Raw genomic sequence first — 24,143 nt, 5'->3', positions numbered from 1 at the left:
ACGCCGTGGGCTGAGGCCGGAAGCTCGTCTCTTCGGACTGGCGCACAAGTTCGGCAAAGAGAAGCGCGAAGCTTCCCAGCATCAGGAAGACGATGATCAGGCGTGTTACCGGCAATGTGTCGGCCTCTACTGGCTAGGCCCCACGCCACCCATCCACTGCCGGCTAACATGACCGATCCGGCTTTACGAGAGTTTAAGCCCGGTCTTAACCATCACATTCGCGTAGCCTTTGACATGATGCGCGAACGGCAAGTCCGCATTCCGCCGTTCCGCGGTCGCCTTGCCATCCGGGATGGCGGCTCCCTTTGCAGACATGCCCCGCACATGCTACCCCGACGCTGGCGCGGTCCAGCAACCTGCCGCCGCCAACCGTCGTCATCGGGGAGCCATGAGCAAAGCCGCCAGCCGCATCGCATTCGTCTCGTCCGACACATCAGATGCCAAGGCGGCGTTGGAAAGCCTGTCGGCGCGCTATGGCCAGTCATCCGTCGAGGATGCCGGGATCGTCGTCGCGCTTGGCGGTGACGGCTTCCTGCTGCAGACCCTGCGCGACACGATGGGAACCGGCAAGAAGGTCTACGGCATGAACCGTGGCACCATCGGTTTCCTGATGAACGAATACCGGTACGGTGGTCTCGCCGAGCGCATCGCGGCCGCCGTCGCCGAAACGATCCGCCCGCTGGAGATGCAGGCCGTCACCTCGGAAGGCGAAACGGTTTCAGCGCTGGCGATCAACGAGGTGGCGCTGTGGCGCCAATCCTACCAGACGGCCAAGATCCGTATCACCGTCGACGAGCAGGTACGGCTCGAGGAACTCAGCTGCGACGGTGTGATGATCGCGACGCCTGCCGGATCCACCGCCTATAATCTTTCCGCACACGGGCCGATCCTGCCGCTCGATGCGCCGCTGCTGGCGCTGACCCCGGTCAGCCCTTTTCGCCCGCGCCGCTGGCGCGGCGCGCTGCTCTCCAACAAGGCGACCGTGCGCTTCGACATTCTCGAGCCGGAAAAGCGGCCGGTGAACGCCGCCGCCGACCATACCGAGGTCAAGGCGGTGACCTCGGTAACGGTCAGGGAATCACCAACGGCGACAGCAACGTTGCTGTTCGATCCCAATCATTCCTGGAACGAACGCATCCTCGCCGAGCAGTTCCGCTACTGAGCCGGCGCAATGACCGACAGCTCGATTAAGCATCCCGATTAAGGTTACAACTTCACAATCGTGCCAATGCCGCCCGTTTCTGTTGACAAATCGCGGGCTTGCGCCTAATCGCAATACCAATCTTGCAGGCGCGTGGCGCTTGCCGCGACAGACGCCGTTGCGCTTCCCCGAACCAGCCAAAGACCACAACACTTGTCCTCAGACACCACGACCGCTCAAGAAGCGTTGACCTTCGCAGACCTCGGCCTGTCGCCGAAGGTCCTTTCCGCAGTCACCGATGCCGGCTACACCCAGCCGACGCCGATCCAGGCTGGCGCCATTCCGCACGCCCTGCTCGGCAAGGATATTCTGGGCATCGCCCAGACAGGCACCGGCAAAACGGCTTCCTTTGTGCTGCCAATGCTGACCCGCCTCGAAAAAGGCCGGGCTCGTGCCCGCATGCCGCGCACGCTGATCCTGGAGCCGACGCGCGAGCTCGCCGCACAGGTCGAAGAGAATTTCATCAGGTATGGCAAGAACCACAAGCTCAACATCGCACTTCTGATCGGCGGCGTGTCGTTCGACGAACAGGACAAGAAGCTGGAGCGCGGCGCCGACGTGCTGATCGCAACGCCCGGCCGCCTGCTCGACCACCGCGAGCGCGGCAAGCTGCTGCTCAACGGCGTCGAAATCCTCGTCATCGACGAAGCGGACCGCATGCTCGACATGGGCTTCATTCCCGACATCGAGCGCATCTGCGAGATGATCCCGTTCACCAGGCAGACGCTGTTCTTCTCGGCGACGATGCCGCCAGAGATCACCAAGCTCACCGAGAAATTCCTGCACGCGCCGGTGCGCGTCGAGGTCTCGAAGGCCGCGTCCGCGGCGACCAACATCATCCAGCGCCTGGTCAAGTCCGGTTCCAAGCCATGGGACAAGCGCGAGACGCTGCGCAACCTGATCAAGGCCGAGGATGCGGAGCTGAAGAACGCCATCATCTTCTGCAACCGCAAGGTCGAAGTGTCGGAGCTGTTCCGCTCGCTGCTGAAGTATGATTTCGACGCCGGTGCGCTGCACGGCGACATGGACCAGCGCGCGCGCATGCAGATGCTGGCCAATTTCCGCGACGGCAAGCTGCGCTACCTTGTCGCTTCCGACGTCGCCGCGCGCGGCCTCGACATCCCCGATGTCAGCCACGTCTTCAACTACGACGTGCCGATCCATGCCGAGGACTATGTCCACCGCATTGGCCGCACCGGCCGCGCCGGACGCTCGGGCAAGTCCTTCACCATCGCGACCAAATCGGACACCAAGTACATCGACGCCATCGAGCGGCTGATCGGCAACAAGATCGAATGGCATGACGGCGACCTGTCGACAGTGGTCGCCAGCGAAGGCGGCGAGGACGATGCTCCGCGCCGTGGCAAGGGCGCGCCGCGCCGCGCCGGCCGCAAGGACGATGACCGCAAGGACCATGATCGCAGGGAAAAGGGCGGCGATCGCAAACCACGCGAACGCCACGCCAGGCACAGCGAAGATGCGGCACCGGCAACGGTGCGCGAGGAACAGCCCGATGTGGCCGAGACCGCGGTCGCCGACATCGGCGAACGGCGCGTGCGCAAGGAAGCGATCCGTTCGGAAAACACCGAGCGCAAATCATCGGATCGCAACGAACAGCGCGCGCCGGAGCGCGGCGACACCAGACCGCAGCGCGACAACAACCGCCCTGCCCGCCAACGCCACCAGGAAGACAACGACTCCACCGTAGGCTTCGGCGATGACATGCCGGCCTTCATGCGGATCGTCGCCAAGGTCTGATATTGCGGCGCGCGTCCTTTTGGACGCGCAAAGCCTGTAGCCGCTTGCGAAAGCGATCTGGCGGCTAAAGGTTTTTGAGATCCAGGCCGGACGCCAACATATCCAGGAACGTGCGAACCTTGGCGGAAGATGATCTGCCTTCCGGCCACAAGGCGTGTATCGGCCGGCACCACAGTACCCGCCAGACAAGAGCAATCAATTGTTGGGAAGCGGCAGCGGTGTGTCACTCAAGGTCCGCAGGTGGGCGATGACGTCTGCTCGCTGCTTCTCGTCCTGCAGACCCGGGAAAATCATATCTGTTCCAGGCAAAGTGAGTGCGGGGTTTGAGATAAAAAGATTGAGCTCCTCGAAGGTCCAATCGCCACCAGCGTCCTTCAAGCTTGACGAATACTCGACATCGCTTTGCGAAGCCTTCCGCCGCCCAACGATGCCCCACAGATTGGCCTTTTTGGAAACCTTGACGCCCGGCGCTGCAAGATGACAAACCCCGCACGTTCTGCCGAAAAGTTCTTTGCCCGATTCAGCGTTTGCCGATGCAAGTCGTGGCGAAATCGGCGCTAGGGCCGGCCGTGCGGCGCCATGACTGCGCAAGTAGGCCACGACGTCGTCGTGACCACTGAGCTTGGCCAAATGTATGGGCGGATTTCCATTCGATGTCAGTGCATTGATCTCTGCTCCAGCATCCACAAGATGGATGACGCACTGAAGGCAGCCATTCTCTGCAGCCACGTGCAGCGGGGTCTGGGCTTTGGCCAACTGATTTGGATCGGCCCCATTGTCGAGCAACAGCTTCACGATGTCGGCGTGCCCCCCCTTGTTGGCGGCGTAGAGTGGCGTTCTTTGCCAACTGACGGGCAGGTTAACGTCCGCCCCACGATTGATCAGAAGTTTTGCCAACTCGACATGTCCGGCTTCGCAGGCGATATAGAGCGCCGTGACACCGTCAATTTCGTTGATAGCGGCGCCCTTGTCCAAGGCGGACGTCACCGCTGCGACGTCGCCATTCCTGACAAGATCACCCAAGTTGCTCGCCTGGGCGGGCAGTGTAATAAGCCAAAGGGCCCACGAGGCCCTTATCACCCACATGCGCCCCCGCTTGATCATTGTATCCTCCCTGATGAGAGTTCGATGACGGGTTTATCCGAACAAGGCTTGCTGGCGGGGACATGGCAACGGTTGCCGGGGATGGCCGCTTTCGCCTGGCAAGCAGACATGCGTGCTTGATCTAGCCATGCCCGTCTATGAGTTCACGCCCCCGCAAGCCTCACTCGCCCGTTACATCGGCCCAGGCATCATCTTGGTCGGTTTCTCCAGCATCGGAAACTCGGCCTTGCTGCATTTCACGTTGGGGTTCGTTGGACTGAACATGCCGTTTGGGTTGTCCCCGAGCCAGGCATGAAGGTCGTAGTGGACAAACTCCTTCGGGATGAGCGGATAGTGTCCCTCCATCGGGCCCATGAAGGTTTGGCCAAAAAGCTTCGGCGGCGCCTTGACGTCCGGCGTCAGTGGCACGAGCCATTCCACGCCCACTAGGCGCAGGCCCTTCTTGGTCGGTTCGTAAATCAGCACATTGGGGTGCATCGGGTCGAGCTTCTGGCCGACACTCGGGACATTGACGAAATGGATACCCATGGCGCCCTTCGGGTAGTCCATCGCGCCCGGTATCTTTTCTCCGCTGTAGTAGACGCAGCCGACCGTCGACAGATAAAGGTCGCGGACGGCGGCAGTGTAGTCCTCATATTTGGCGAGCGACTTCTTCAAGGCATCGATGTCGGCCTTGTTGGCGTCATCGGCCAGAGCCGTGGCGACGCCCAACCATGCGCCTGCGAGACTTGTTAAAGCGAGGACGCCGCAGCGCCCAAGGCTGGCTGTTCTTGTCATGCATTCCTCCCAGACATTCTGATCTGGCCGTGCAAGACCGAGGCGGAAAATGCTGATTGCGCGGCCAGTTGTACCGCCTCATCCCCTCCGGAACAGCAATGATACTATTCCTTTCCATGGTTGCGGAAAAGCGGTTATTTAGTACTAGCTAACTCTCTGACGCACCACTCTGAAGAGCGCCGACATCAGATCAAACAAAAACGGCCCCCATCGGGGGGCCCTCCAGACTGCTGACAAACCTCCGGCCAGGTCAAAACGCCGTCAGATTCACGGACCGTCACAGATTCAGACCATGAACAAATCGGAATCAAAACCCCTCGATTTTGACCGCTGCCAAAAACCGAGGGGTTTGTAATCAATCTGAACGGCCCCCAGATGGGGGCCGTCTCGCATTGGCTTGCCGAACAGATCAGGTGAGCGGCGACAGCTGGATCTCGACGCGGCGGTTCTGGGCGCGGCCTTCGGCTGTCGCATTGGATGCGACGGGACGCGTCTTACCGAAACCGGTGACGGCGAAGCGGCGCTGATCGACACCCTGGCCGGACAGATAGTTGGCGACTGCCAGAGCGCGGCGCTGCGACAGGTCGAAATTGTGCTGGTCACCGCCGGTCGAATCGGTGTGGCCGAAGACGTCGACCGTGGTCTGCTTGAACTTCTTCAGCACCAGCGCAACCGAGTTCAGCACCTGGTAGAAGCCGGGCTTCACCGCATCCTGATCCGAGTTGAAGGTGATGTCCGACGGCATGTTGAGGATGATCTGGTCGCCGCTACGGGTGACGCTGACGCCGGTTCCCTCAAGCTGCCGGCGCAGTTCGGCTTCGTTCTGGTCCATGGTAGCGCCGATGGCGCCGCCGGCGAGCGCGCCGATGCCGGCGCCGATCAGTGCGTTGCGACGGTCATTGCCGCCGGCAAGCAGGCCAAGGCTGGCACCCGCCAGGGCGCCAAGGCCGGCGCCGGCCGCCGTATTGGAAATCTTCTGGTCGCCGGTATACGGATCGGTCGTGGTGCAGGCACTCACGAGCACAGCCGTCGCCACGACGACGAGCACAGTCTTTTTCATAGGATGGTCCCTCTCCAAGTCACGCCTTGCGGTGGCGCCAAATCAGCCCTTCCCGCGACTTGTACCATGAAATGCGGCGAAAAGCGGAACGGCAAAAACGCCGCCCACGGCTTTTCCCGGGGGACCAATGCCCGACGCAAGCCCCACACCGCCGTGCCGGAATGGGCTGATCAGGCTACCAGAGATTCTTGCCATCGATGACCACCACTTCGACCTTGTCGAGATCGAAATCATCGAACAGCCGCGAGTTGACGCTGATCTTGGGATTGTCGAAATCCGGCTCGCCGGTCGACCAGTCCGGCGTTTGCGTGAAGGTGCCGCAGCCGCATGTGGCGCAAAAACCGTGTTTTACGGTTTTCGACCCCCACTCGTAGACAGAAACGTTCTCCGGCGGGCTCGTGAGCTTGAATTGCGATGGGATGTAATAGGCCCAGAGCGAGCCGCGTTTCGAGCAGAACGAACAGGTGCATTGCGTCACCGTCTGCGGTGCCTGCGAAACCTCGAATGTCGTCGCCTTGCAATGACAGCTTGCCTTGATGGTCATCAACGAACTCCTCCTGTCGCCCGCCGACCTGTGCGGCAAAGGCAGCATAAAGAGGTGCTCCTGACAACTATCTGTCAGCAGGCATCCACCGAACCGCGGAAACCCGGCCTGCGGCCCGCGTCGCACGCGACCGAAGACATCCGACCGCCGTTCTGTCGTCAATAAGAGCGCGGCGGCACGAACAGACAGATCGTCTTGCCGGCGTCGAGACCGGCCTGATGCGCACACCAGTGGAACTCGCCGTCCGGGCTGTCCTTGACGCGCTTGTCGCTCATCGGAACGACCTCACCCGTCCCGGCGATGACATAGCCCTCGGGTTTTTCCAACACTTCGCCAGTATGGGTCGTGCGACAATCATAATTGGCGCAGCATGCGAATGGGTAACTCCAGCCTTGTGGCTTTGCCGCCGTAGGTGTGGCGTCATGCGCGAAGGCAGCTGCCGTCAGCATTGCGGTCGCGCCGATTGCGAACAGGGAAAACAAAAGTCGGCCAGCCGGTTGAACGGCATTGGCCGATCTGGATGTGGCAGCAGACATGGAAACGTTCCTTTCAAACGAGCATCAAGCTTTTCGCTTGCCCGTTCCCGGAACGTGTCTTCCCAGCGGCCGGATCGTCAGCTTGCAGATATGCCGCGACCGGCCATAAATGCTTTTTGTCTCCCCTCAAGGCCGTGATGGTGAGCGCAAATGTGAGTCGGCGCAAGAAATTGCTGCGTGGCCGGTCGAAGCCTATTCTTCGACGGATCCGGCAGCCACGATGTGCCCTTCATACTGCGGCAGGTCGTCGGCGATGGTGAACCAGCTGGCTTTCGAGCCGACGAAAATGTGCGCGCTTGGACGGATGGCCGGATCCTCGACAAGGGTTCCCATGGCGACATGGACATAGGCACCGTCGCGCACGAGCGAATAAAGCAAGGAGCCGCACCGGCCGCAATGCGCGTCATGGCCGCTTTCGTCGCCGAAGATCAGGAGCTTGTCATGCCCCGCTGTCAGGGCAAACTTGCCGCGTTCGATGCCGGCGAAAGGCTTGAAGGCCGAACCGGTGGTGCGCCGGCAGTTCGAACAATGGCAATTCGCGGCATAGATGAATTCGTCCGCGACCTCGTAGTGAACCGCGCCGCAAAAGCACTTACCGGTGAGCTTGTTCGGCACCCTCTCCTCCGTCGCTGTGGTACGCCGGGGTATGTTTGGATTCAGGTCAGGCAGGCCTCACCTGAATATGGACATATCCTAGTCCAGGTCCGCCACGGCTTCGCCCGCACCGCCTTCGATGCGCTGCGACAACGAGGCTTCCATGAAATCGTCGAGGTCGCCATCGAGCACACTCGACGGGTTGGAGCTCTCGACGCCGGTGCGGAGATCCTTCACCAGCTGATAGGGCTGCAGCACATAGGAGCGGATCTGGTGACCCCAGCCGATATCGCTCTTCGACGCTTCGGTGGCGTTTGCAACCGCTTCGCGCTTCTTCAGCTCTTCCTCGTAGAGGCGCGAACGCAGCATCTCCCAGGCCTTGGCCTTGTTCTTGTGCTGCGAACGTTCGGCCTGGCAGGCAACCGCGATACCGGTGGCCAGATGCGTGATGCGCACCGCCGAATCGGTGGTGTTGACGTGCTGGCCGCCCGAGCCGGACGAGCGATAGGTGTCGATGCGGACATCGGATTCGGAAACGTCGATCTCGATCGTGTCGTCGATGACCGGATAGACCCAGATGCTGGCGAAAGACGTGTGGCGGCGAGCATTGCTGTCATAGGGCGAAATACGCACCAGGCGATGCACGCCGGATTCCGTCTTCAGCCAGCCATAGGCGTTGTGGCCCTTGATGAGCAGCGTTGCGGACTTGATGCCGGCTTCTTCGCCGTCATGCACTTCCAGCACCTCGACCTTGAAGCGGCGTCGCTCCGCCCAGCGCGTGTACATGCGCAGCAGCATCGAGGCCCAATCCTGGCTTTCGGTGCCGCCGGCACCGGCATGGACTTCGAGGTAGGTGTCATTGGCGTCGGCCTCACCCGACAGCAGCGTCTCGACCTGGCGGGCCTTCGCTTCGCCCTGCATCGAGCGGATCGCAGCTTCGGCCTCGGCGATGACGCCCTCGTCGCGTTCTTCCTCGCCGAGTTCGATCAGGCCGATATTGTCTTCCAGCGCCTGCGTCAGGCCTTTCACCGAGGCGATGCCTTCTTCGAGGCCCTGGCGTTCGCGCATCAGCTTTTGCGCTTCCAGCGGTTCGTTCCAGAGGCTGGCGTCCTCGGCGCGCACATTGAGGTATTCAAGCCGCTTTATGGCCTGATCCCAGTCAAAGATGCCTCCTCAGCAGGGTTATCGCCTGCCTGATCTCGTCGACAATATTCTGCGTTTCCGCGCGCATGGCTGGCTGTTCTGTCCTGTTTGCTGAAATCGGTCGGCGCGATACATAGGCACGCCGCCGCCGGCTGTAAAGCAAAATGGGCTGGCGCGAGGCCAGCCCATTCGCTCATGAAAATCGTCAGTAGAGGCCGCCGCCGCCGGACTGGATGGCTTGATTGGCCTGCGGCGACAGCGCGCCGCCGGTGGCATTGGAGCCGTCGGCGCCCATGCCGATCACCCAATAGCTGTCTGCGGGACCGGTGCCCGGCTTGAAGGCTTCGATGATGGTGCCGGGATCGCCCGATGCGGCACGCATGCCGGTCTTGCGGTTGATGGCGACCAGATTCATGCCTTCGGGGACCTTAAAGTCGACATTGGGCGTACCGTCCAGCGCCACCCGCATGAAGTCCTTGAAGATTGGTGCCGCGAGACCACCGCCGGTGGCGCCGTGGCCAAGGCCGCGCGGCGTGTCGTAGCCCATGTAGAGACCGACGACGAGGTTGGGCGTATAACCGATGAACCAAGCGTCCTTTTCGTCGTTCGTCGTTCCGGTCTTGCCGGCGATGTGGCGGCCAAGTTCGCCGATGGTGGCGCCGGTGCCGCGCTGCACGACACCTTCCATCATCGAGGTGATCTGGTAGGCCGTCATCGGATCGAGCACCTGCTCGGAATTGTCGACCAGTTCCGGCTCCGGCTGGTTCTGCCATTCGGGCGCATTGCAGCCCTGGCAGCCACGTTCATCCTGCTTGAACACCGTCTTGCCATAGCGGTCCTGGATGCGGTCGATGAGCGACGGTTTGATCGACTTGCCGCCATTGGCCATGATCGAATAGGCCGACACCATGCGCATCACGGTCGTTTCGCCGGAGCCCAGCGCCATCGGCAGATACGGCGCCAGATGGTCGTAGACGCCAAAGCGCTCGGCATATTCGACGACCAGCTTCATGCCCATGTCATTGGCGAGCCGCACCGTCATCAGGTTGCGCGACTTCTCGATGCCTGAGCGCAGGGTCGCCGGACCAGCAACGGTGCCGTCGTAATTCTTCGGCGTCCAGGTCGTGTTGCCGCTCTGGATGGTGATCGGCCCGTCCATGATCACCGAGGCCGGCGTATAGCCATTGTCGAGTGCCGCCGAATAGACGATCGGCTTGAACGAGGAACCCGGCTGACGCATGGCTTGCGTCGCACGGTTGAATTCGGACTGCGCGTAGGAGAAGCCGCCGACCATGGCCAGCACGCGGCCGGTGTGCGGATCCATGGCGATCAGCCCGCCCTCCACCTCGGGAACCTGGCGCAGGCTGTAGGCATTGTCGGAGCCATCGTTCTTCTGCACGAAGATCACGTCGCCCGGCTTCAACACCTCCGCCGGCGACTTGGCCTTGACGGTCTTGCCGTCGACCACATGCCGCATGGCAAAACCCATGTCCTCCTTGCTGACGGTGCCTTCGACGCGTTCCTTGACGATCTCGCCCGACGCCTGGCGCGCTGGCTGCAGACCGATCGACAGGCCGGTCGCCGAACTGTCGAGCACCACGGCGAGCGACCATTCGGGAACATCCTCCAGCCCCTTGACGTTGCCCAGCGGCACGCCCCAGTCGCCGGACACGTCGATCGATTTCACCGGCCCGCGATAACCGCGCAGCGTGTCGTATTTCATCAACCCGTTCTGCATCGCCTTGCGGGCAATGAGCTGGATCTTCGGATCGAGTGTGGTGCGGACGGAAAGGCCGCCTTCGTACAGCGCATTCTCGCCATAACGGGCGATGATCTGGCGGCGCACCTCTTCGGTGAAGTACTCGCCGGCGAACAGATAGGTACCGCTGCGGCGCGGCGTCACGCCCAGCGGCTCGGCCTTGGCCTTGTCGCCTTCCTCACGCGTGACGTAGCCATTCTCGACCATCTGGTCGATGACCCAGTTGCGGCGCTCAATCGCGCGATCGGCATGCTTGAAGGGGTGGTAGTTGTTTGGTCCCTTCGGCAGGGAGGCCAGATACGCGGCCTCGGCCACGGACAGTTCGTTGACCGACTTGTCGAAATAGGTCAGCGCCGCGCCTGCGACGCCATAGGCGCCGAAGCCGAAGAAGATTTCGTTGAGGTAGAGCTCGAGAATACGATCCTTTGGATAGGCCTGCTCGATGCGGAAGGCGAGGATCATCTCCTTGATCTTGCGCTCGTAGGTCTGGTCCGAGGACAACAGGAAGTTCTTCGCCACCTGCTGGGTGATCGTTGAGGCGCCGACCTGACGCCGGCCCGAGCCGAGATTCTGCAGGTTGACGATGATGGCGCGGCCAAGGCCGGTCACATCGATGCCGGGATGGTTGTAGAAGTTCTTGTCTTCCGCCGACAGAAAGGCCGCCTTGACGCGGTCCGGTATGGCCTGGATCGGCAAATACAGGCGCCGTTCGCGCGCATATTCGGCCATCAGCGCGCCGTCAGACGCATGGATGCGGGTGGTCACCGGCGGTTCGTATTTGGCCAGCACCTCGTAGTCGGGCAGATCCTTCGACAAATGGCCGATGTAGATCGCAACGCCCGCCGCGACCAGAAGGGCCAGCGTCGTGCCGATGCCGAAAAAATAGCCAATGAGACGAATCATACCCGCTCCAGTCCTTGGTTCGGGAATTTCCTAAACGAAGCCGCCTTTCACGCAAGCTTTCGAGCCGGTCCCAATCCGTAATCGAAAACCCTTGTCGCCACCATGTGGACAAAATACGGCAATGCGGGATTTCGCGGCCGCGAGCCGGAAATAAAAGTACCGGATGTTGTCGTCGCGCAACGCCGCCTCTGGTTGCAGGCGCCGCCTTGCATGTCAGCCTCCGGTTCCCGGTCCGGCCTTGGCTGAAGCGAAAAGCGCGACGGCATTGGTTATGCTCTGGGCGGCCTTGCCCCGCCAGTCGGCGTTGAGCAGCTGCGCCTCGTCCTTGGCATTGGAGAGGTAACCGAGTTCAACCAGCACGGATGGCACATCGGGTGCCTTGAGCACCTTGAAGCCCGCCGAACGTTGCGGATTGTTGATAAGGCCGACGCTGGTCGACAACTGACCGACCAGCGTGTGGGCGAAACTCATCGAGAAATTGTGCGTTTCGCGGCGGATCAGGTCGATCAGGATGTCGGTGACTTCCTTGCTGTCGTTCTTGATCTCCATGCCGGCGAACTGGTCGGAGAGGTTCTCGCGGTCGGCAAGCGCCTGCGCCTCGGGGTCCGAAGCCTTGTCGGAGACGGTGTAGACGGTGGCGCCGCGAATGCCCTTGATGCTGATTGTGTCGGCATGGATGGAAATGAGCAGGTCGGCCTCATGCTGCCGGGCAATGCGCACGCGATCATCCAGACGCAGGAATTCGTCCGTGTCGCGCGTCATGAACACATCATAATTGCCGACGGCGGCGAGTTTGTCGCGCAACTCCGTGGCGAAGGCCAGCGTGACGTTCTTCTCGATGGTGCCGTTCAGGCCCTCGGCGCCGCCATCGATGCCGCCATGGCCGGGGTCGATGACGACGGTGAAACGATGACCCGGATTGGAGACCGGTCCGGTGCCGACCCGCCCTCCCTTATCGGTCGAAACCGTCGATGCGGTGGTCAGCGCCTGATTGGCAAGTGCTGCATCGAACTCGCGCGCGGAGGCTGCCGACATGTCGATGGCAATGCGGTAGCCGGTTCCGTCCTCGTTCTTGAGCACATCGAGCTTGTCGACGGCGAACGGTCCCTTGCCGGTGAGGATCAGCCGCGAAACGCCCTCGCCGAGTTGGCCCAGGCGCACACCCTTGACCAGGCCGCGCGCCTTCAAATCCTTGGCATCAACGGCGAATCTCGTATTCGCGAGATCGATGACAAGGCGGTTGGGACCGCGCAGCAGGAACCATTTGATATCGGGTTCGCGATCGAAATCCATGACGATGCGCATCTTGGTGGCATCGCCCGCCATCTTGTAGCCTTTTGCCACGAGCGGAGCGTCGGCGGCATTGGCGACTGAGGAAAAGCCAGAACAGACCGCCAGCAGCAGCAGGAGGCAGAAGGCGCCGAGAATCCGGCCGCCAACACGACATCCCTTGTCTGTGAAGTCTGCCAGTCCCATCTCTCTTCCAGTCGCTCCCGGTTTGGCGCCAGGCGCCCCGTCGTTCCGTCGAAAAGCCGGTTAGGCCGCGAACTCGATTAACGATTGGTATCCAGAGAAGGTTAACCAAGCCTTTTCACGCAAGGTCGTAACCCAGGCTTACGTTACGGAACTGCTTTTTGCCGGCATCGGAAATCGGGGTTGCCTTCCACCCCGCCAAATCATAAAAGCGATGGTGGATCACTGCAATCCTGGAACCGCCCTCCTCCGCAGCTTCCTGCTACAGGGTCAGATGAAAAAGGCGGCTCCTTTCGCTTCATGCGAAAAGGGTTCAGGTGATCGCGACGAATTTCGCAGGTGCGAGCCCGTGGCGGGGGAATCGCCTGCGTGAGGAAAACGGCCGGGATTGTTCCCGCGCCGGCTCTGTATGAGCAAACAAGCTGGTCCGGTTCGTCCGGGCTTTGGTTCAAAAGGTTCTGCTGGTGACGATGGCTTCAAGCGCAATCATGGAAAGGTCCGCATCAAACCGCGCCATTATGGCTGCGGGCGGCACCGCCATGGCGCTCAAGCGGCGGCCGGCGGACGTTAAGATATCCGGCACCCACACTCCAGACACGCAGCAGCAGGCTTTGCCTCGCAAGCTGCGGCTGACGGCTGCCGGGGGGAAACGAAATAATGCCCAACAAAATGCTGATAGACGCCTCCCACCCGGAGGAAACACGCGTTGTCGTCGTTCGCGGTAACCGTATTGAAGAATTCGACTTTGAATCCCAGGACAAGAAGCAGCTCAAAGGAAACATCTACCTAGCCCGCGTAACGCGGGTAGAGCCTTCCCTTCAGGCAGCCTTTGTCGAATATGGCGGCAACCGTCACGGTTTTCTCGCCTTCAGTGAAATTCACCCCGACTACTACCAGATCCCGGTCGCCGATCGTCAGGCACTGCTGCGCGCGGAAGCGCAGGAGGCCGAGGACGAGGAGAACGAGGACGCGGACGGCGATGATCGCCAGAGCCGCGATCGTGGACGGCGCGGCCGCCGGCGGGGCGGCAAGCCCCGCGACCGCGGTGAACACAAGCGCGATGCAGCCGATCCCGACGAGGCTAGCGAAGACGGCGACAATGGCGACATCGTTGTCGAGGAGATCTCCCACACCTCCGAAATCATCGAACACGCAGCCGATACATCGGAACATTCAGATAGCTCGGGGCATGCCGATGCGTCCGAACATGGCGAGGATTCCACCGGTCAGGACGAAGCCGAGCCCCGCGAGGGCGGCCCGACATCGATCGCCGCCGCGGTCGAAGGCGATGTGATTTCCGAAGCCGTTCCGCAAGCGGAACAGGGCAGCGAAGCCACGTCCGGCGACAATGATCGCGGCATGCTCGAGGAAGTGCAGTCCTCGCATCCTGACGATCACGAGGTCGAATCGGTCGGCGCCGAGGATGCGCTGGAAGAAGTGCGCAACCGCCGCAAGCCGGTGCGCCGCCAGTACAAGATCCAGGAAGTGATCAAGCGCCGGCAGATCCTGTTGGTGCAAGTCGTCAAGGAAGAGCGCGGCAACAAGGGTGCGGCCCTCACCACCTACCTGTCGCTTGCCGGCCGCTATTCGGTGCTGATGCCGAACACCGCGCGTGGCGGCGGCATTTCGCGCAAGATCACCAGCGCGGTCGACCGCAAGCGCCTGAAGGAGGTCGTTGCCGATCTCGAAGTGCCGCAAGGCATGGGCGTCATCCTGCGCACCGCCGGCGAGAGCCGCACCAAGGCCGAGATCAAGCGCGATTATGAATACCTGATGCGGCTTTGGGAAAATGTCCGCAATCTCACCTTGCAGTCCACGGCCCCTGCCCTGGTCTATGAGGAAGGCAGCCTGATCAAGCGCTCGGTGCGCGACCTTTACAACAAGGATATCGACGAGATTCTCGTCTCCGGCGAGGAAGGCTATCGCGAGGCCAAGGACTTCATGCGCATGCTGATGCCGAGCCACGCCAAGGTGGTTCAGCCGTTCCGCGACACGACGCCAATCTTCGTGCGCAACGGCATCGAGGCGCAGCTCGACCGCATGCTGCAGCCGCAAGTGACGCTGAAGAGCGGCGGTTACATCATCATCAACCAGACCGAGGCGCTGGTTGCTATCGACGTCAATTCGGGCCGCTCCACCAAGGAGCACTCGATCGAGGACACCGCGCTCCACACCAATCTGGAAGCGGCCGAGGAAGTCGCGCGTCAGCTCAGGCTGCGCGATCTCGCCGGCCTGATCGTCATCGACTTCATCGACATGGAGGAGAATCGCAACAACCGCTCCGTCGAGAAGCGGCTGAAGGATCACCTCAAGAACGATCGTGCGCGCATCCAGGTCGGCCGTATCTCGCATTTCGGCCTGATGGAGATGTCACGCCAGCGCATCCGCGCCAGCGTGCTGGAATCGACCATGAAGCCCTGCCCGCATTGCGGCGGCACCGGCCATGTGCGCTCCGATTCGTCGGTCGCGCTGATGGTGGTGCGGGCAATCGAGGAATTCCTGCTCAAGGATTCGCGCAGCCACATCACTGTGCGGACGCCGGCGGCGACCGCACTCTACGTGCTCAACCACAAGCGCGGCACGCTGGTGGAACTCGAAAGCCGCTTTGGGCTGACGATCACCGTCGAGGCCGACGATTCGGTCGGTGCGCAGCACTATGCGATCTTCCGCGGCGCGCTGGCTGAAAAACCGGAAGGCTTTGTCGAGGCGCGCAGCTTCCCGGCCTATGCCGAGCCGGAAGAGCCCGAGGACGAGATTGTCGTCGTCGAGGAAGACGATGAGGCGCCGGTGCAGGCCGAACAGCCACGCCAGCAGCCGCAGCAACAACCCCGACCTGCTGCCGGTGGCGAAGAAGGCGAAGGCCGCGACCGCAAGCGCCGCAAGCGTCGGCGTCGTCGCGGCGGCAAGGATCGCGACCGCGAACATGGCGCCCCTGCGGACGGTGCTTCCGTTTCCGCGTCGGCCGATGAGGCCTCCGACTCAGCCGCCAGCGATAGCGACGCGGAAGCAGACGACAACGCCCTTGTTGGTGTTGCCGAAACGTCTGAGACGGTTGAGGCGTCGGACGAAGGCCAAGGCACTTCGGATGAAGGCCCGGGCAAGAAGCGCCGGCGCGGCAAGCGCGGCGGCAAACGCAATCGCCGCGAAGACGGTGAAGGCGAGGCCGAGGTAAGCGCCGGCGAAACAGCCGACGTGTCTGAAGTCGAAATCTCGGCAACCGAGGTGATCGCCAGCGAGCCGGAAATCGCCGCGTCGGCCGAAGAGCCGGTGGTGCTTGCTCCGGCCAATGACGACGCGCCGAGCACAGAGAAGCCAAAGAAGCCACGTCGTGCCGCCAAGCCGAAGAAGGCCGCGGCCGAGGTCGTCGCCGAGGAGCAGGCTGCCGAAGCGGTCGCGGAAGCACCGGTCGAGACGCCAGTCACCGCATCCGACGAGGCAGCCATCGCGGCTGTCAAGGAGGCACCGAAGGCCCGCCCGTCGCGGCGCAAGCCGGCGGCCGTCGATGCACCGGTCGTGCCGGTGGTGTCTTCGACCGTCGCGGAGGAGCCCGAAGCCAAGACCGAGGACAAGCCGAAGCGCGCAGGCTGGTGGCAGCGGAAAGGCTTTTTCTAAGCCTTTCAGTTACCTGAAGTGACTTTTTGACAAAAAGAACCCCGCGCTGTCTTGAAAGACGGCGCGGGATTTTTCGTGTCTGGCGTTCCGATGGGCCGCGCAGCGCTTTACGGCGCGAAGATCGACCAGTTCATCATCCTGGCCAGCTTTTCCAGCGCGATCGAACCCAGCTTGGAATTGCCGTTGGCATTGAGGCCGGGCGACCAGACGGCAAGCGAGGCCACGCCCGGCACGATGCCCAATATGCCGCCGCCGACGCCGCTCTTGCCAGGGATGCCGACGCGGAAGGCGAAATCGCCGGAGCCGTCATAGTGGCCGCAGGTCAGCATCATCGCGCCGATGCGGCGTGCCCGCTCGGCCGACACCACGCTATGCCCGGTCGCCGGGTTCTTGCCGCCATTGGCGAGGAAGCGGCCGGCGAGCGCCAGTTGCCGGCAACTCATGGCGATGGCGCAATGGTGGAAGTAGACGCCCAGCGCCAACTCCGGCGCATGATGGAGATTACCGAAGGATTTCATATAGTTGGCAAGCGCGAAGTTGCGATAGCCGGTGGCCCGTTCGGACGCCGCGACCTCGCGGTCGATGATGATCGTCTCGTCGTCGGCGAGGAATTGGATGAAGCGCAGGATTTCGCCGATCGCCTCACGCGGCTGGTGGCCGGCAAGCAGGATGTCGGAAATGACGATGGCACCGGCATTGATGAACGGATTGCGCGGAATGCCGTTCTCGTGCTCGAGCTGCACGATCGAGTTGAACGGATTGCCTGACGGTTCGCGCCCGACCCGCTGCCACAGCGCGTCGCCGACATTGCCGAGCGCCAGCGTCAGCGTAAACACTTTCGAGATGCTCTGGATCGAAAAAACCTGTTCGGCGTCACCCGCCATCAGCACGCGGCCGTCATTGGTGACGGCCGCGATGCCGAACTTCTTCGGATCGACCTTGCCCAGCTGCGGAATGTAGGAAGCGACGTCACCGCGATCGGTGCGATCAGCCATTTCGGCTGCGACTTCGGCCAACGCCTGATCAAGTTTGGGGGCCTGTTCGAGTTCCGGCATGGGACTACCTCAACCAGCGTTCGATGCGCGCCATTGCCTCGACCATGTCGTCGTGGCTGCCGGCGTAGGAGAAACGCATGGTCCGGTGTCCCGCCTGGGTGTCGAAGTCGCGGCCTGGCGTCGCCGCCACATGCGCCTCGGCCAGCATCTTCCGTGCGAACGCCATGCTGTCGTTGGTATGCCTGGTGACATCGCAGAAGGCATAGAAGGCGCCGTCCATGGGCGCGGCCAGCGGAAAGCCGAGTTCCGGCAGACGTTTCATCAAGAGCTCACGATTCCAGGCGTAACGGCCTTTCACCGCCTCCAGCTCCTCAGTCGCCCTGAACGCCTCGATCGCGGCGATCTGCGACAGTTCCGGCGGCGAGATGTACAGGCTTTGGGCGACGCGCTCGACCGGCCGCACCAGATCTTCGGGCAGCACCATCCAGCCGATGCGCCAGCCGGTCATGCAATAGTATTTCGAGAACGAGTTGATCACCGTCACGTCGCCTCCATAGGCAAGGGCCGTGGTGTCGGGGGCGGCATAGGCCAGCCGATGGTAGATCTCGTCGGAGATGACGGCGATGCCGAGGTCTTGTGCCGTCCTCACCAGAGCCGCCAGTTCATCGGCCGGAATGACCGCGCCGGTCGGATTGGCCGGACTGGCGAACAGAACGCCTTTCAGAGACTTTTCACGATGCGCGGTCTCGAGATGGCCAGCATGCAGGTAGGCGGCAGCGTCGAGTTCGATCTCGACCACGTCGATGCCGAGTGCGGCCATGATGTTGCGGTAGGCGGGATAGCCGGGCGCCGCGATGGCGACGCGGTCACCCGGATCGAACATCGCCAGGAAGGCGAGGTTGAAGGCGGCCGATGACCCGGTGGTCACCGCGATCCGGCCGGGCTCGATATCAAGCCCATAGTGATCGGCGTAGTGTCCGGCGATCGCCTTGCGCAGGGCGGCGAGGCCGAGCGCGTCGGTGTAGCCGATGCGTCCGTCCTGCAGCGCCTTGGCCGCGGCCGCGCGAACCAGAACCGGTGCGGGATCGGAAGGCTGGCCAACGGCCATCGAAACAACCGGCACCCCTCCAGCCTTCAGCCGGTTTGCCTCGGCCAGAATGTCCATGGCATGGAAGGGCTCGACATTGCCACGGCGTGAGAGCGAAACGACCATTTAACCAGTATTCCCGATGACTGACGGCGCCAAGCACTGGCGCATGCGCCGCACAAATGCCCGATTGATGTGAGGATCACAAGTTGAGGAAGTTTCCGGCGCCGACTTTTCATCTTTCGCCCGCTCGTCTACCAGTGGAGCCATCATGTTGAGCCGACCCAGATCGACGATTGCCCAGGCAGCGCGCGTCTTCGCGACGCTTTCGCTTGGCGTTGCCGTTGCGATGGCGAGTTCGGTCAGCGCCTTTGCCCAGAACGTGCCGGTGGTGCGCGACGCCGAGATCGAGGCGCTGGTGCGCGATTACGCACGGCCGATCTTCAGGGCAGCGGGTTTGGCGAATGACGGCATCGACATCGTTCTGGTCAACGACCAGAGTTTCAACGCCTTTGTCACCGGGCGCCGGCTGTTCATCAACACCGGCGCGCTGATGACAGCCGAAACGCCCAACGAGATCATCGGCGTCATTGCCCACGAAGCCGGCCATATCGCCGGCGGCCACCAGCAGAAACTGCGCGACCAACTCGAACGCGCCAAGACGATGGCCATCATCGCGACATTGCTTGGCGCCGGTGCCATGGTCGCCGGCGCGACCACCAACAGCCGTGGCCTTGCCGGGGCTGGCATGGGCGTGGCGGCCGGCGGCGGCGAGATGGCACAGCGCAGCATCCTCGCTTACCAGCGCACCGAGGAGATGACGGCCGACCGCTCGGCGATCACCTATCTCAACGCCACCGGCCAGTCCGGCATGGGCATGCTGAAGACGTTCCACCGTTTCCAGACGGCGCTGTCGCTGTCGGGCGCGCAGGTCGATCCCTACCGGATCAGCCATCCGATGCCGCAGGACCGCATCGCCAATCTTGAAGTGCTGGTCAAACAGAGCCCCAATGTCGACAAGCTCGACCCGCCCGCACTGCAGCAGCGTCATGACATGATGCGGGTGAAGATCGCCGTCTACATGGAAGGCCAGGCCGCCGCGTCGCGGCTGATGCGAAAGATGCAAGGGACCCTCGCCGCGCAATATGGCGATGCCCAGTCGACCTACCTGTTCGGCAATATCGCCGCCGCGCTCACCAAGACCAATGCACTGATCAAAGCGCAGCCGAAGAATGCTTACTTCCAGGAACTGCGCGGCGACATCCTGATGAAGGCCAACAAGCCCAGGGATGCGGCGGAAGCCTATGCCAAGGCAGTCAGCCTCGATCCGGCACGCTCCGGCCTGCTGCCGGTGTCCATGGGCCAGGCACTGATGGCCGTCGGCACGCCCGACTCTCTCAAAAAAGCCGTCGTGCAGATCAACAACGGCCTCGGGCGCGACAAGGAAAACTCAGCCGGGTATCGCTACCTGGCACAGGCCTATGGTGAGTTGGGCGACATACCGGGCGCCGAACTTGCCACCGCCGAGGGCCATTTCTATTCTGGCAACTACAAGGATGCGAAGATTTTCGCCATGCGGGCGCAGCAGCAGATGAAACGCGGCGAGCCGCGCTGGCTTCGCGCTCAGGATATCATAAACTACAGGTCATCAAGCAAGATCAAGTGAACCTTCCGGTCGCGCGCTGCGACATAGCCAGACCGGAAAACAGGTAAAAGGAACAGGAACGATGAAAAAAGCACTGCTGCTGGGCACCACGGGGGTTGCGGTCGCTGTTGCCATGCTGGCTTTCGGATTCGTGGCTGGAAGCCCACAAATTGCCAGGGCTGGTACCGCGCAGCCCGTCGAAACGGCTGCGGCCGACACCAAGATCGACCGCGCCGAGGTCGAAGGTATCATCCGCGACTATCTGTTGAAGAACCCGGAAGTCCTTCTGGAGGTCCAGGACGCGCTTGAGGCCAAGCAGAAGGAAGAGCAGCGCATCGCCCACCTCGGTGTGATCAAGAATGCCAAGGACCAGATCTTCAACTCCGCCTTCGACGGCGTTGTCGGCAATCCGAACGGCAAGGTCACCATCGTCGAGTTCTACGACTACAATTGCGGCTTCTGCAAACGCGCCATCGACGACATGCGGGCACTAACCAAGTCCGATCCGGAGTTGCGCTTCGTGCTCAAGGAATTCCCCATCCTGGGACCGGATTCGCAGAAGGCGAGCGTCGTCTCGATGGCCTTCCACCTGATGCACCCGGAGAAGTACGGCGAGTTCCACAATGCGCTTCTCGGCGGCCAGGGGCGCGCCACCGAGGCGGCGGCTTTCAAGGTCGCGCTGTCGCTCGGTGCCGATGAAGCGGTGCTGCGCGAGAAAATGAAGGACCCGACAATCAACGAGGCCCTCGCCAAGACCTATGACCTTGCCAACAAGTTGGCCATCACCGGAACGCCGTCCTATGTGGTCGGCAATGAGGTGGTGTTCGGGGCGCTCGGGCAGGAAGTGCTGGCTGAAAAGATCGAGGCGGCGAAGGCCGCGCTCTGATCTTGCTCGCGAGCAAATTTCTCACGGCCACATTTCCGCCGGTTGTGGACAGTGAAAGAACACACTTGCGCTCTTTCCGCGGGCGGCTATGCCCATTATAGAGGGCCCAGCGCGCCGGCTTGATGTCGGCGCCGGGAAAGGTCGGCTTTTTTGAAAACGGTTTTCGTCCTGAACGGTCCCAATCTCAACGCGCTCGGCAAGCGTGAGCCGGGCATCTATGGCGGCAAGACGCTTGCCGCGATCGCCGACGACTGCAAGCAGGCAGGTACGGCGCTGGGGCTCGAGATCGATTTCCGCCAGTCGAACCATGAGGGCGACCTTGTCGACTGGATCCAGGAAGCCGGCGACAAGGCAATCGGCATCGTCATCAATCCAGGCGCCTACAGCCACACCTCGATCGCCATCCACGACGCCATCCGCGCCATAGCGCCGCTGCCCGTCGCCGAAGTTCATCTTTCCAACATCCATGCGCGGGAACCATTCCGCCACGTCTCCATGGTCGCGCCGGTCGCCGTCGGCATGATCTGTGGCTTTGGGCCGCTCGGCTACACGCTGGCATTGCAGGCGCTGGCAGCACGCCTATGACCGGCCAACAAACAGAAGGCTCGAAAATGTCGATAAAGAAGACCGGTGTTGACCAGCAGCTGATCCGTGATCTGGCGGGCATACTGAACGACACCAACCTGACCGAGATCGAGGTCGAATTGGGCGACCTGAAGGTGCGCGTCTCGCGGCAGGCGCCGGCTGTTCATGCGATCGCAGCGCCGCAGCCGGCCTATGCGCCGGCAGCAGCGCAAGCTGCCGCCGTTGCCGTGCCTGTTGTAGCAGACCTTTCCAAGAATGCGGTCACCTCGCCGATGGTCGGCACCGCCTATCTGGCGCCGTCGCCGGACGCCAAGGCGTTCATCGAGGTCGGCCAGAAGGTCAAGGAAGGCCAGACGCTGTTGATCATTGAAGCGATGAAGACGATGAACCAGATCCCCTCGCCGCGCACCGGTACTGTGACGGCGATCCTGTTCGAGGATTCGCAGCCGGTCGAATATGGCATGCCGCTCGTCGTGATCGAGTAGAGCGGGCCTGATGTTCCAGAAGATCCTCATCGCCAATCGCGGCGAAATCGCCCTCCGGGTCCTGCGCGCCTGCAAGGAACTCGGCATCCAGACGGTGGTGGTGCATTCGACCGCCGACGCCGACGCCATGCATGTGCGGCTCGCCGACGAGAGCGTCTGCATCGGGCCGCCGCCATCGCGCGACAGCTATTTGAACATCCATCAGATCGTCGCCGCCTGCGAAATCACCGGCGCCGACGCTGTGCATCCGGGCTACGGCTTCCTGTCGGAGAACGCCAAATTCGCCGACATACTGGCTGCCCACAACATCACCTTCATCGGCCCGACCGGCGACCACATCCGCATCATGGGTGACAAGATCGAGGCCAAGCGCACGGCAAAGCGCCTCGGCATTCCGGTGGTGCCAGGTTCGGACGGCGCCGTCACCGATCAAAAGGAAGCCAAGCGCATTGCCGCCGAGATCGGCTATCCCGTGATCATCAAAGCATCCGCGGGTGGTGGCGGGCGCGGCATGAAGGTCGCCCTTACCGAGGCTGACCTCGAGGTCGCCTTGCAGACAGCAAGCACGGAAGCCGGTGCGGCCTTCGGCGACGATGCCGTCTACATCGAAAAATACCTGGAAAAGCCGCGCCACATCGAAGTGCAGGTGTTCGGCGACGGCTTTGGCCGCGGCGTGCATTTCGGTGAGCGCGACTGTTCCTTGCAACGCCGCCACCAGAAGGTCTGGGAAGAGGCGCCCTCGCCGGCCCTCAATGCCGAAGAACGCGCCCGTATCGGCGGCATCTGCGCCAAGGCGATCGCCGATCTCGGCTATTCCGGCGCCGGCACGATCGAATTCCTCTACGAGAATGGCGAGTTCTATTTCATCGAGATGAACACGCGCCTGCAGGTCGAGCATCCGGTGACGGAAGCGATCACCGGCATCGATCTCGTGCACGAGCAGATCCGCGTCGCCTCCGGCGGCGGCCTCTCGGTGAAGCAGGAGGACATCAAGTTCAACGGCCACGCCATCGAATGCCGCATCAACGCCGAGGACCCGCGCACCTTCACCCCCTCGCCCGGCACGATCACCCACTTCCACACACCGGGCGGCCTCGGCATCCGCGTCGATTCCGGCGTCTATTCCGGCTACAAGATTCCGCCCTACTACGACAGCCTGATCGGAAAGCTGATCGTGCATGGGCGCAACCGCGTCGAGTGCATGATGCGGCTTCGCCGGGCGCTCGATGAATTCGTCGTCGACGGCATCAAGACGACGCTGCCGCTGTTTCGCGATCTCGTCGGCAATGCCGACATCGCCAATGGCGACTATGACATCCATTGGCTGGAAAAATATCTGGCCAAGGAAGAGTAACGCGGAAACGCGATGACCCGTCCCTACGCGCCCGGCTATCGCATCCCCACCGACCTTTTACTCAAGGCCTATGCCTCGGGCGTCTTCCCGATGGCCGAAAGCGCCAGCGACCCGGAGGTGTTCTGGGTGCGGCCGGAGACACGCGGCATCATTCCACTCGATGGTTTTCACGCGCCGAAAAGCCTGAAGAAAACGATCAAGAAGCACCCTTTCGACATCCGTTTCGATTTCGATTTCGAAGCCACGATCGACGGCTGCGCCGAAAAGCGCGCGGAACGGCGGTCGACCTGGATCAACGCGCCGATCCGGGAAGCCTATGTCGAACTGCATCGGATAGGGCATTGTCATTCGGTCGAGGCGTGGCGCGAGGACCGGCTGGTCGGCGGTCTCTATGGCGTATCGCTTGGCCGGGTGTTTTTTGGCGAGAGCATGTTCGCCCGGGAGACGGACGCCTCCAAGACCTGCCTTTTTTATCTCGTCGAGCGATTGAAGGCGCGCGGCTTTGTTCTGCTTGACACGCAGTTCACCACCGAGCACCTCAAGCGCTTCGGCGCGGTCGACGTGCCGCGCGGCAAATATGAGAAGATGCTGGCCGACGCGCTGAAGGGCGAGGCCGTATTCTATCCCTGACGATTGAGCCCC

Annotated in this window: 20 protein-coding genes; 9 read left to right on the top strand and 11 right to left on the bottom strand. The window is 62.2% G+C overall.

The features are described from left to right. Positions 1–388: 388 nt before the first annotated feature. Together ASD12_RS09260 and ASD12_RS09255 are read left to right on the top strand one after the other, a co-directional pair. Positions 389–1,162 carry an NAD kinase gene (locus ASD12_RS09260; protein WP_056584515.1) on the top strand — a complete coding sequence of 258 codons (774 nt, stop codon included), beginning with the start codon at positions 389–391 and terminating at the stop codon, positions 1,160–1,162. 192 nt (positions 1,163–1,354) lie between these two features. Then, positions 1,355–2,959 carry a DEAD/DEAH box helicase gene (locus tag ASD12_RS09255; protein ID WP_056584511.1) on the top strand — a complete coding sequence of 535 codons (1,605 nt, stop codon included), beginning with the start codon at positions 1,355–1,357 and terminating at the stop codon, positions 2,957–2,959. Positions 2,960–3,154: 195 nt separating this feature from the next. Here the strand turns inward: ASD12_RS09255 and ASD12_RS09250 are convergent, their stop codons facing one another. From ASD12_RS09250 to ASD12_RS09210, 9 genes are all read right to left on the bottom strand, one after another. After that, positions 3,155–3,982, bottom strand: coding sequence for an ankyrin repeat domain-containing protein (locus ASD12_RS09250; protein WP_162252229.1), 828 nt, complete (start codon positions 3,980–3,982; stop codon positions 3,155–3,157). A 252-nt stretch (positions 3,983–4,234) separates the two neighbouring features. Continuing rightward, a complete protein-coding gene (locus tag ASD12_RS09245) occupies positions 4,235–4,840 on the bottom strand; it encodes a hypothetical protein (RefSeq protein ID WP_056584507.1) in 606 nt (201 codons plus the stop codon). A 409-nt stretch (positions 4,841–5,249) separates the two neighbouring features. Further along, positions 5,250–5,900, bottom strand: coding sequence for an OmpA family protein (locus ASD12_RS09240; protein ID WP_013531371.1), 651 nt, complete (start codon positions 5,898–5,900; stop codon positions 5,250–5,252). A 175-nt stretch (positions 5,901–6,075) separates the two neighbouring features. After that, positions 6,076–6,444: a GFA family protein gene (locus tag ASD12_RS09235; protein WP_056584504.1), complete on the bottom strand. Its 369-nt coding sequence runs from the start codon at positions 6,442–6,444 to the stop codon at positions 6,076–6,078. Positions 6,445–6,602: 158 nt separating this feature from the next. Then, the gene (locus tag ASD12_RS09230) at positions 6,603–6,980 is read right to left on the bottom strand and encodes a hypothetical protein (protein ID WP_056584501.1); all 378 of its coding nucleotides are present in this window, start codon (positions 6,978–6,980) and stop codon (positions 6,603–6,605) included. A 192-nt stretch (positions 6,981–7,172) separates the two neighbouring features. Next, positions 7,173–7,595 (bottom strand): GFA family protein, encoded by a 423-nt coding sequence (locus ASD12_RS09225; RefSeq protein WP_082525342.1) that lies wholly within the window; start codon positions 7,593–7,595, stop codon positions 7,173–7,175. A 78-nt stretch (positions 7,596–7,673) separates the two neighbouring features. Continuing rightward, positions 7,674–8,805 (bottom strand): peptide chain release factor 2 gene (gene prfB, locus ASD12_RS09220; RefSeq protein WP_156389105.1). Its coding sequence is split into 2 segments (ribosomal slippage): positions 7,674–8,738 and positions 8,740–8,805, totalling 1,131 coding nucleotides; the frame shifts between segments, so codons are not numbered across the junction. A 117-nt stretch (positions 8,806–8,922) separates the two neighbouring features. Beyond that, complete coding sequence (locus tag ASD12_RS09215) at positions 8,923–11,379, bottom strand: penicillin-binding protein 1A (RefSeq protein WP_056584492.1); 2,457 nt, start codon at positions 11,377–11,379, stop codon at positions 8,923–8,925. A 213-nt stretch (positions 11,380–11,592) separates the two neighbouring features. Then, positions 11,593–12,855 (bottom strand): N-acetylmuramoyl-L-alanine amidase, encoded by a 1,263-nt coding sequence (locus ASD12_RS09210; RefSeq protein WP_056584489.1) that lies wholly within the window; start codon positions 12,853–12,855, stop codon positions 11,593–11,595. A gap of 654 nt (positions 12,856–13,509) precedes the next feature. Between ASD12_RS09210 and ASD12_RS09205 the strand changes: the two genes are divergently transcribed. Beyond that, complete coding sequence (locus ASD12_RS09205; RefSeq protein WP_056584485.1) at positions 13,510–16,464, top strand: ribonuclease E/G; 2,955 nt, start codon at positions 13,510–13,512, stop codon at positions 16,462–16,464. Positions 16,465–16,571: 107 nt separating this feature from the next. On the opposite strand, the gene ASD12_RS09200 is transcribed toward ASD12_RS09205, so the two are convergent. Then, positions 16,572–17,519 (bottom strand): glutaminase, encoded by a 948-nt coding sequence (locus ASD12_RS09200; RefSeq protein ID WP_056584482.1) that lies wholly within the window; start codon positions 17,517–17,519, stop codon positions 16,572–16,574. A gap of 4 nt (positions 17,520–17,523) precedes the next feature. Further along, entirely contained in the window at positions 17,524–18,672 is a 1,149-nt protein-coding gene (locus ASD12_RS09195; RefSeq protein ID WP_056584479.1) for an aminotransferase class I/II-fold pyridoxal phosphate-dependent enzyme, read from the bottom strand. A gap of 145 nt (positions 18,673–18,817) precedes the next feature. On the opposite strand from ASD12_RS09195, the gene ASD12_RS09190 reads away from it, so the two are divergent. The 6 genes from ASD12_RS09190 (at position 18,818) to aat (ending at position 24,131) form a co-directional block, all read left to right on the top strand. Further along, positions 18,818–20,212 (top strand): M48 family metalloprotease, encoded by a 1,395-nt coding sequence (locus ASD12_RS09190; protein WP_082525340.1) that lies wholly within the window; start codon positions 18,818–18,820, stop codon positions 20,210–20,212. Between the two features lie 61 nt (positions 20,213–20,273). Continuing rightward, complete coding sequence (locus ASD12_RS09185) at positions 20,274–21,077, top strand: DsbA family protein (protein ID WP_056584473.1); 804 nt, start codon at positions 20,274–20,276, stop codon at positions 21,075–21,077. Between the two features lie 150 nt (positions 21,078–21,227). Further along, the gene (gene aroQ / locus ASD12_RS09180) at positions 21,228–21,662 is read left to right on the top strand and encodes a type II 3-dehydroquinate dehydratase (RefSeq protein ID WP_056584469.1); all 435 of its coding nucleotides are present in this window, start codon (positions 21,228–21,230) and stop codon (positions 21,660–21,662) included. A gap of 26 nt (positions 21,663–21,688) precedes the next feature. Beyond that, complete coding sequence (accB, locus tag ASD12_RS09175; RefSeq protein ID WP_056584659.1) at positions 21,689–22,147, top strand: acetyl-CoA carboxylase biotin carboxyl carrier protein; 459 nt, start codon at positions 21,689–21,691, stop codon at positions 22,145–22,147. A gap of 10 nt (positions 22,148–22,157) precedes the next feature. Continuing rightward, complete coding sequence (gene accC / locus ASD12_RS09170) at positions 22,158–23,501, top strand: acetyl-CoA carboxylase biotin carboxylase subunit (protein ID WP_056584465.1); 1,344 nt, start codon at positions 22,158–22,160, stop codon at positions 23,499–23,501. A 12-nt stretch (positions 23,502–23,513) separates the two neighbouring features. After that, a complete protein-coding gene (aat, locus tag ASD12_RS09165) occupies positions 23,514–24,131 on the top strand; it encodes a leucyl/phenylalanyl-tRNA--protein transferase (protein ID WP_056584462.1) in 618 nt (205 codons plus the stop codon). Positions 24,132–24,143 lie beyond the last annotated feature (12 nt).

The organism is Mesorhizobium sp. Root102 (genome assembly GCF_001425625.1).
Taxonomy (GTDB): domain Bacteria; phylum Pseudomonadota; class Alphaproteobacteria; order Rhizobiales; family Rhizobiaceae; genus Mesorhizobium.
Note: the sequence above shows the minus strand (reverse complement) of the source record. Positions and strands in the feature narration are given on the sequence as shown.

What these genes read in the sequence shown, in the direction of transcription:
- aat (WP_056584462.1), top strand. Translation starts at nt 23,514, where the DNA reads ATGACCCGTCCCTACGCGCCCGGCTATCGCATCCCCACCGACCTTTTA.
- ASD12_RS09245 (WP_056584507.1), bottom strand. Translation starts at nt 4,840, where the DNA reads ATGACAAGAACAGCCAGCCTTGGGCGCTGCGGCGTCCTCGCTTTAACA.
- ASD12_RS09260 (WP_056584515.1), top strand. Translation starts at nt 389, where the DNA reads ATGAGCAAAGCCGCCAGCCGCATCGCATTCGTCTCGTCCGACACATCA.
- ASD12_RS09230 (WP_056584501.1), bottom strand. Translation starts at nt 6,980, where the DNA reads ATGTCTGCTGCCACATCCAGATCGGCCAATGCCGTTCAACCGGCTGGC.
- ASD12_RS09240 (WP_013531371.1), bottom strand. Translation starts at nt 5,900, where the DNA reads ATGAAAAAGACTGTGCTCGTCGTCGTGGCGACGGCTGTGCTCGTGAGT.
- ASD12_RS09215 (WP_056584492.1), bottom strand. Translation starts at nt 11,379, where the DNA reads ATGATTCGTCTCATTGGCTATTTTTTCGGCATCGGCACGACGCTGGCC.
- ASD12_RS09190 (WP_082525340.1), top strand. Translation starts at nt 18,818, where the DNA reads ATGTTGAGCCGACCCAGATCGACGATTGCCCAGGCAGCGCGCGTCTTC.
- ASD12_RS09195 (WP_056584479.1), bottom strand. Translation starts at nt 18,672, where the DNA reads ATGGTCGTTTCGCTCTCACGCCGTGGCAATGTCGAGCCCTTCCATGCC.
- ASD12_RS09235 (WP_056584504.1), bottom strand. Translation starts at nt 6,444, where the DNA reads ATGACCATCAAGGCAAGCTGTCATTGCAAGGCGACGACATTCGAGGTT.
- ASD12_RS09205 (WP_056584485.1), top strand. Translation starts at nt 13,510, where the DNA reads ATGCCCAACAAAATGCTGATAGACGCCTCCCACCCGGAGGAAACACGC.
- ASD12_RS09210 (WP_056584489.1), bottom strand. Translation starts at nt 12,855, where the DNA reads ATGGGACTGGCAGACTTCACAGACAAGGGATGTCGTGTTGGCGGCCGG.
- accC (WP_056584465.1), top strand. Translation starts at nt 22,158, where the DNA reads ATGTTCCAGAAGATCCTCATCGCCAATCGCGGCGAAATCGCCCTCCGG.
- accB (WP_056584659.1), top strand. Translation starts at nt 21,689, where the DNA reads ATGTCGATAAAGAAGACCGGTGTTGACCAGCAGCTGATCCGTGATCTG.
- ASD12_RS09185 (WP_056584473.1), top strand. Translation starts at nt 20,274, where the DNA reads ATGAAAAAAGCACTGCTGCTGGGCACCACGGGGGTTGCGGTCGCTGTT.
- ASD12_RS09200 (WP_056584482.1), bottom strand. Translation starts at nt 17,519, where the DNA reads ATGCCGGAACTCGAACAGGCCCCCAAACTTGATCAGGCGTTGGCCGAA.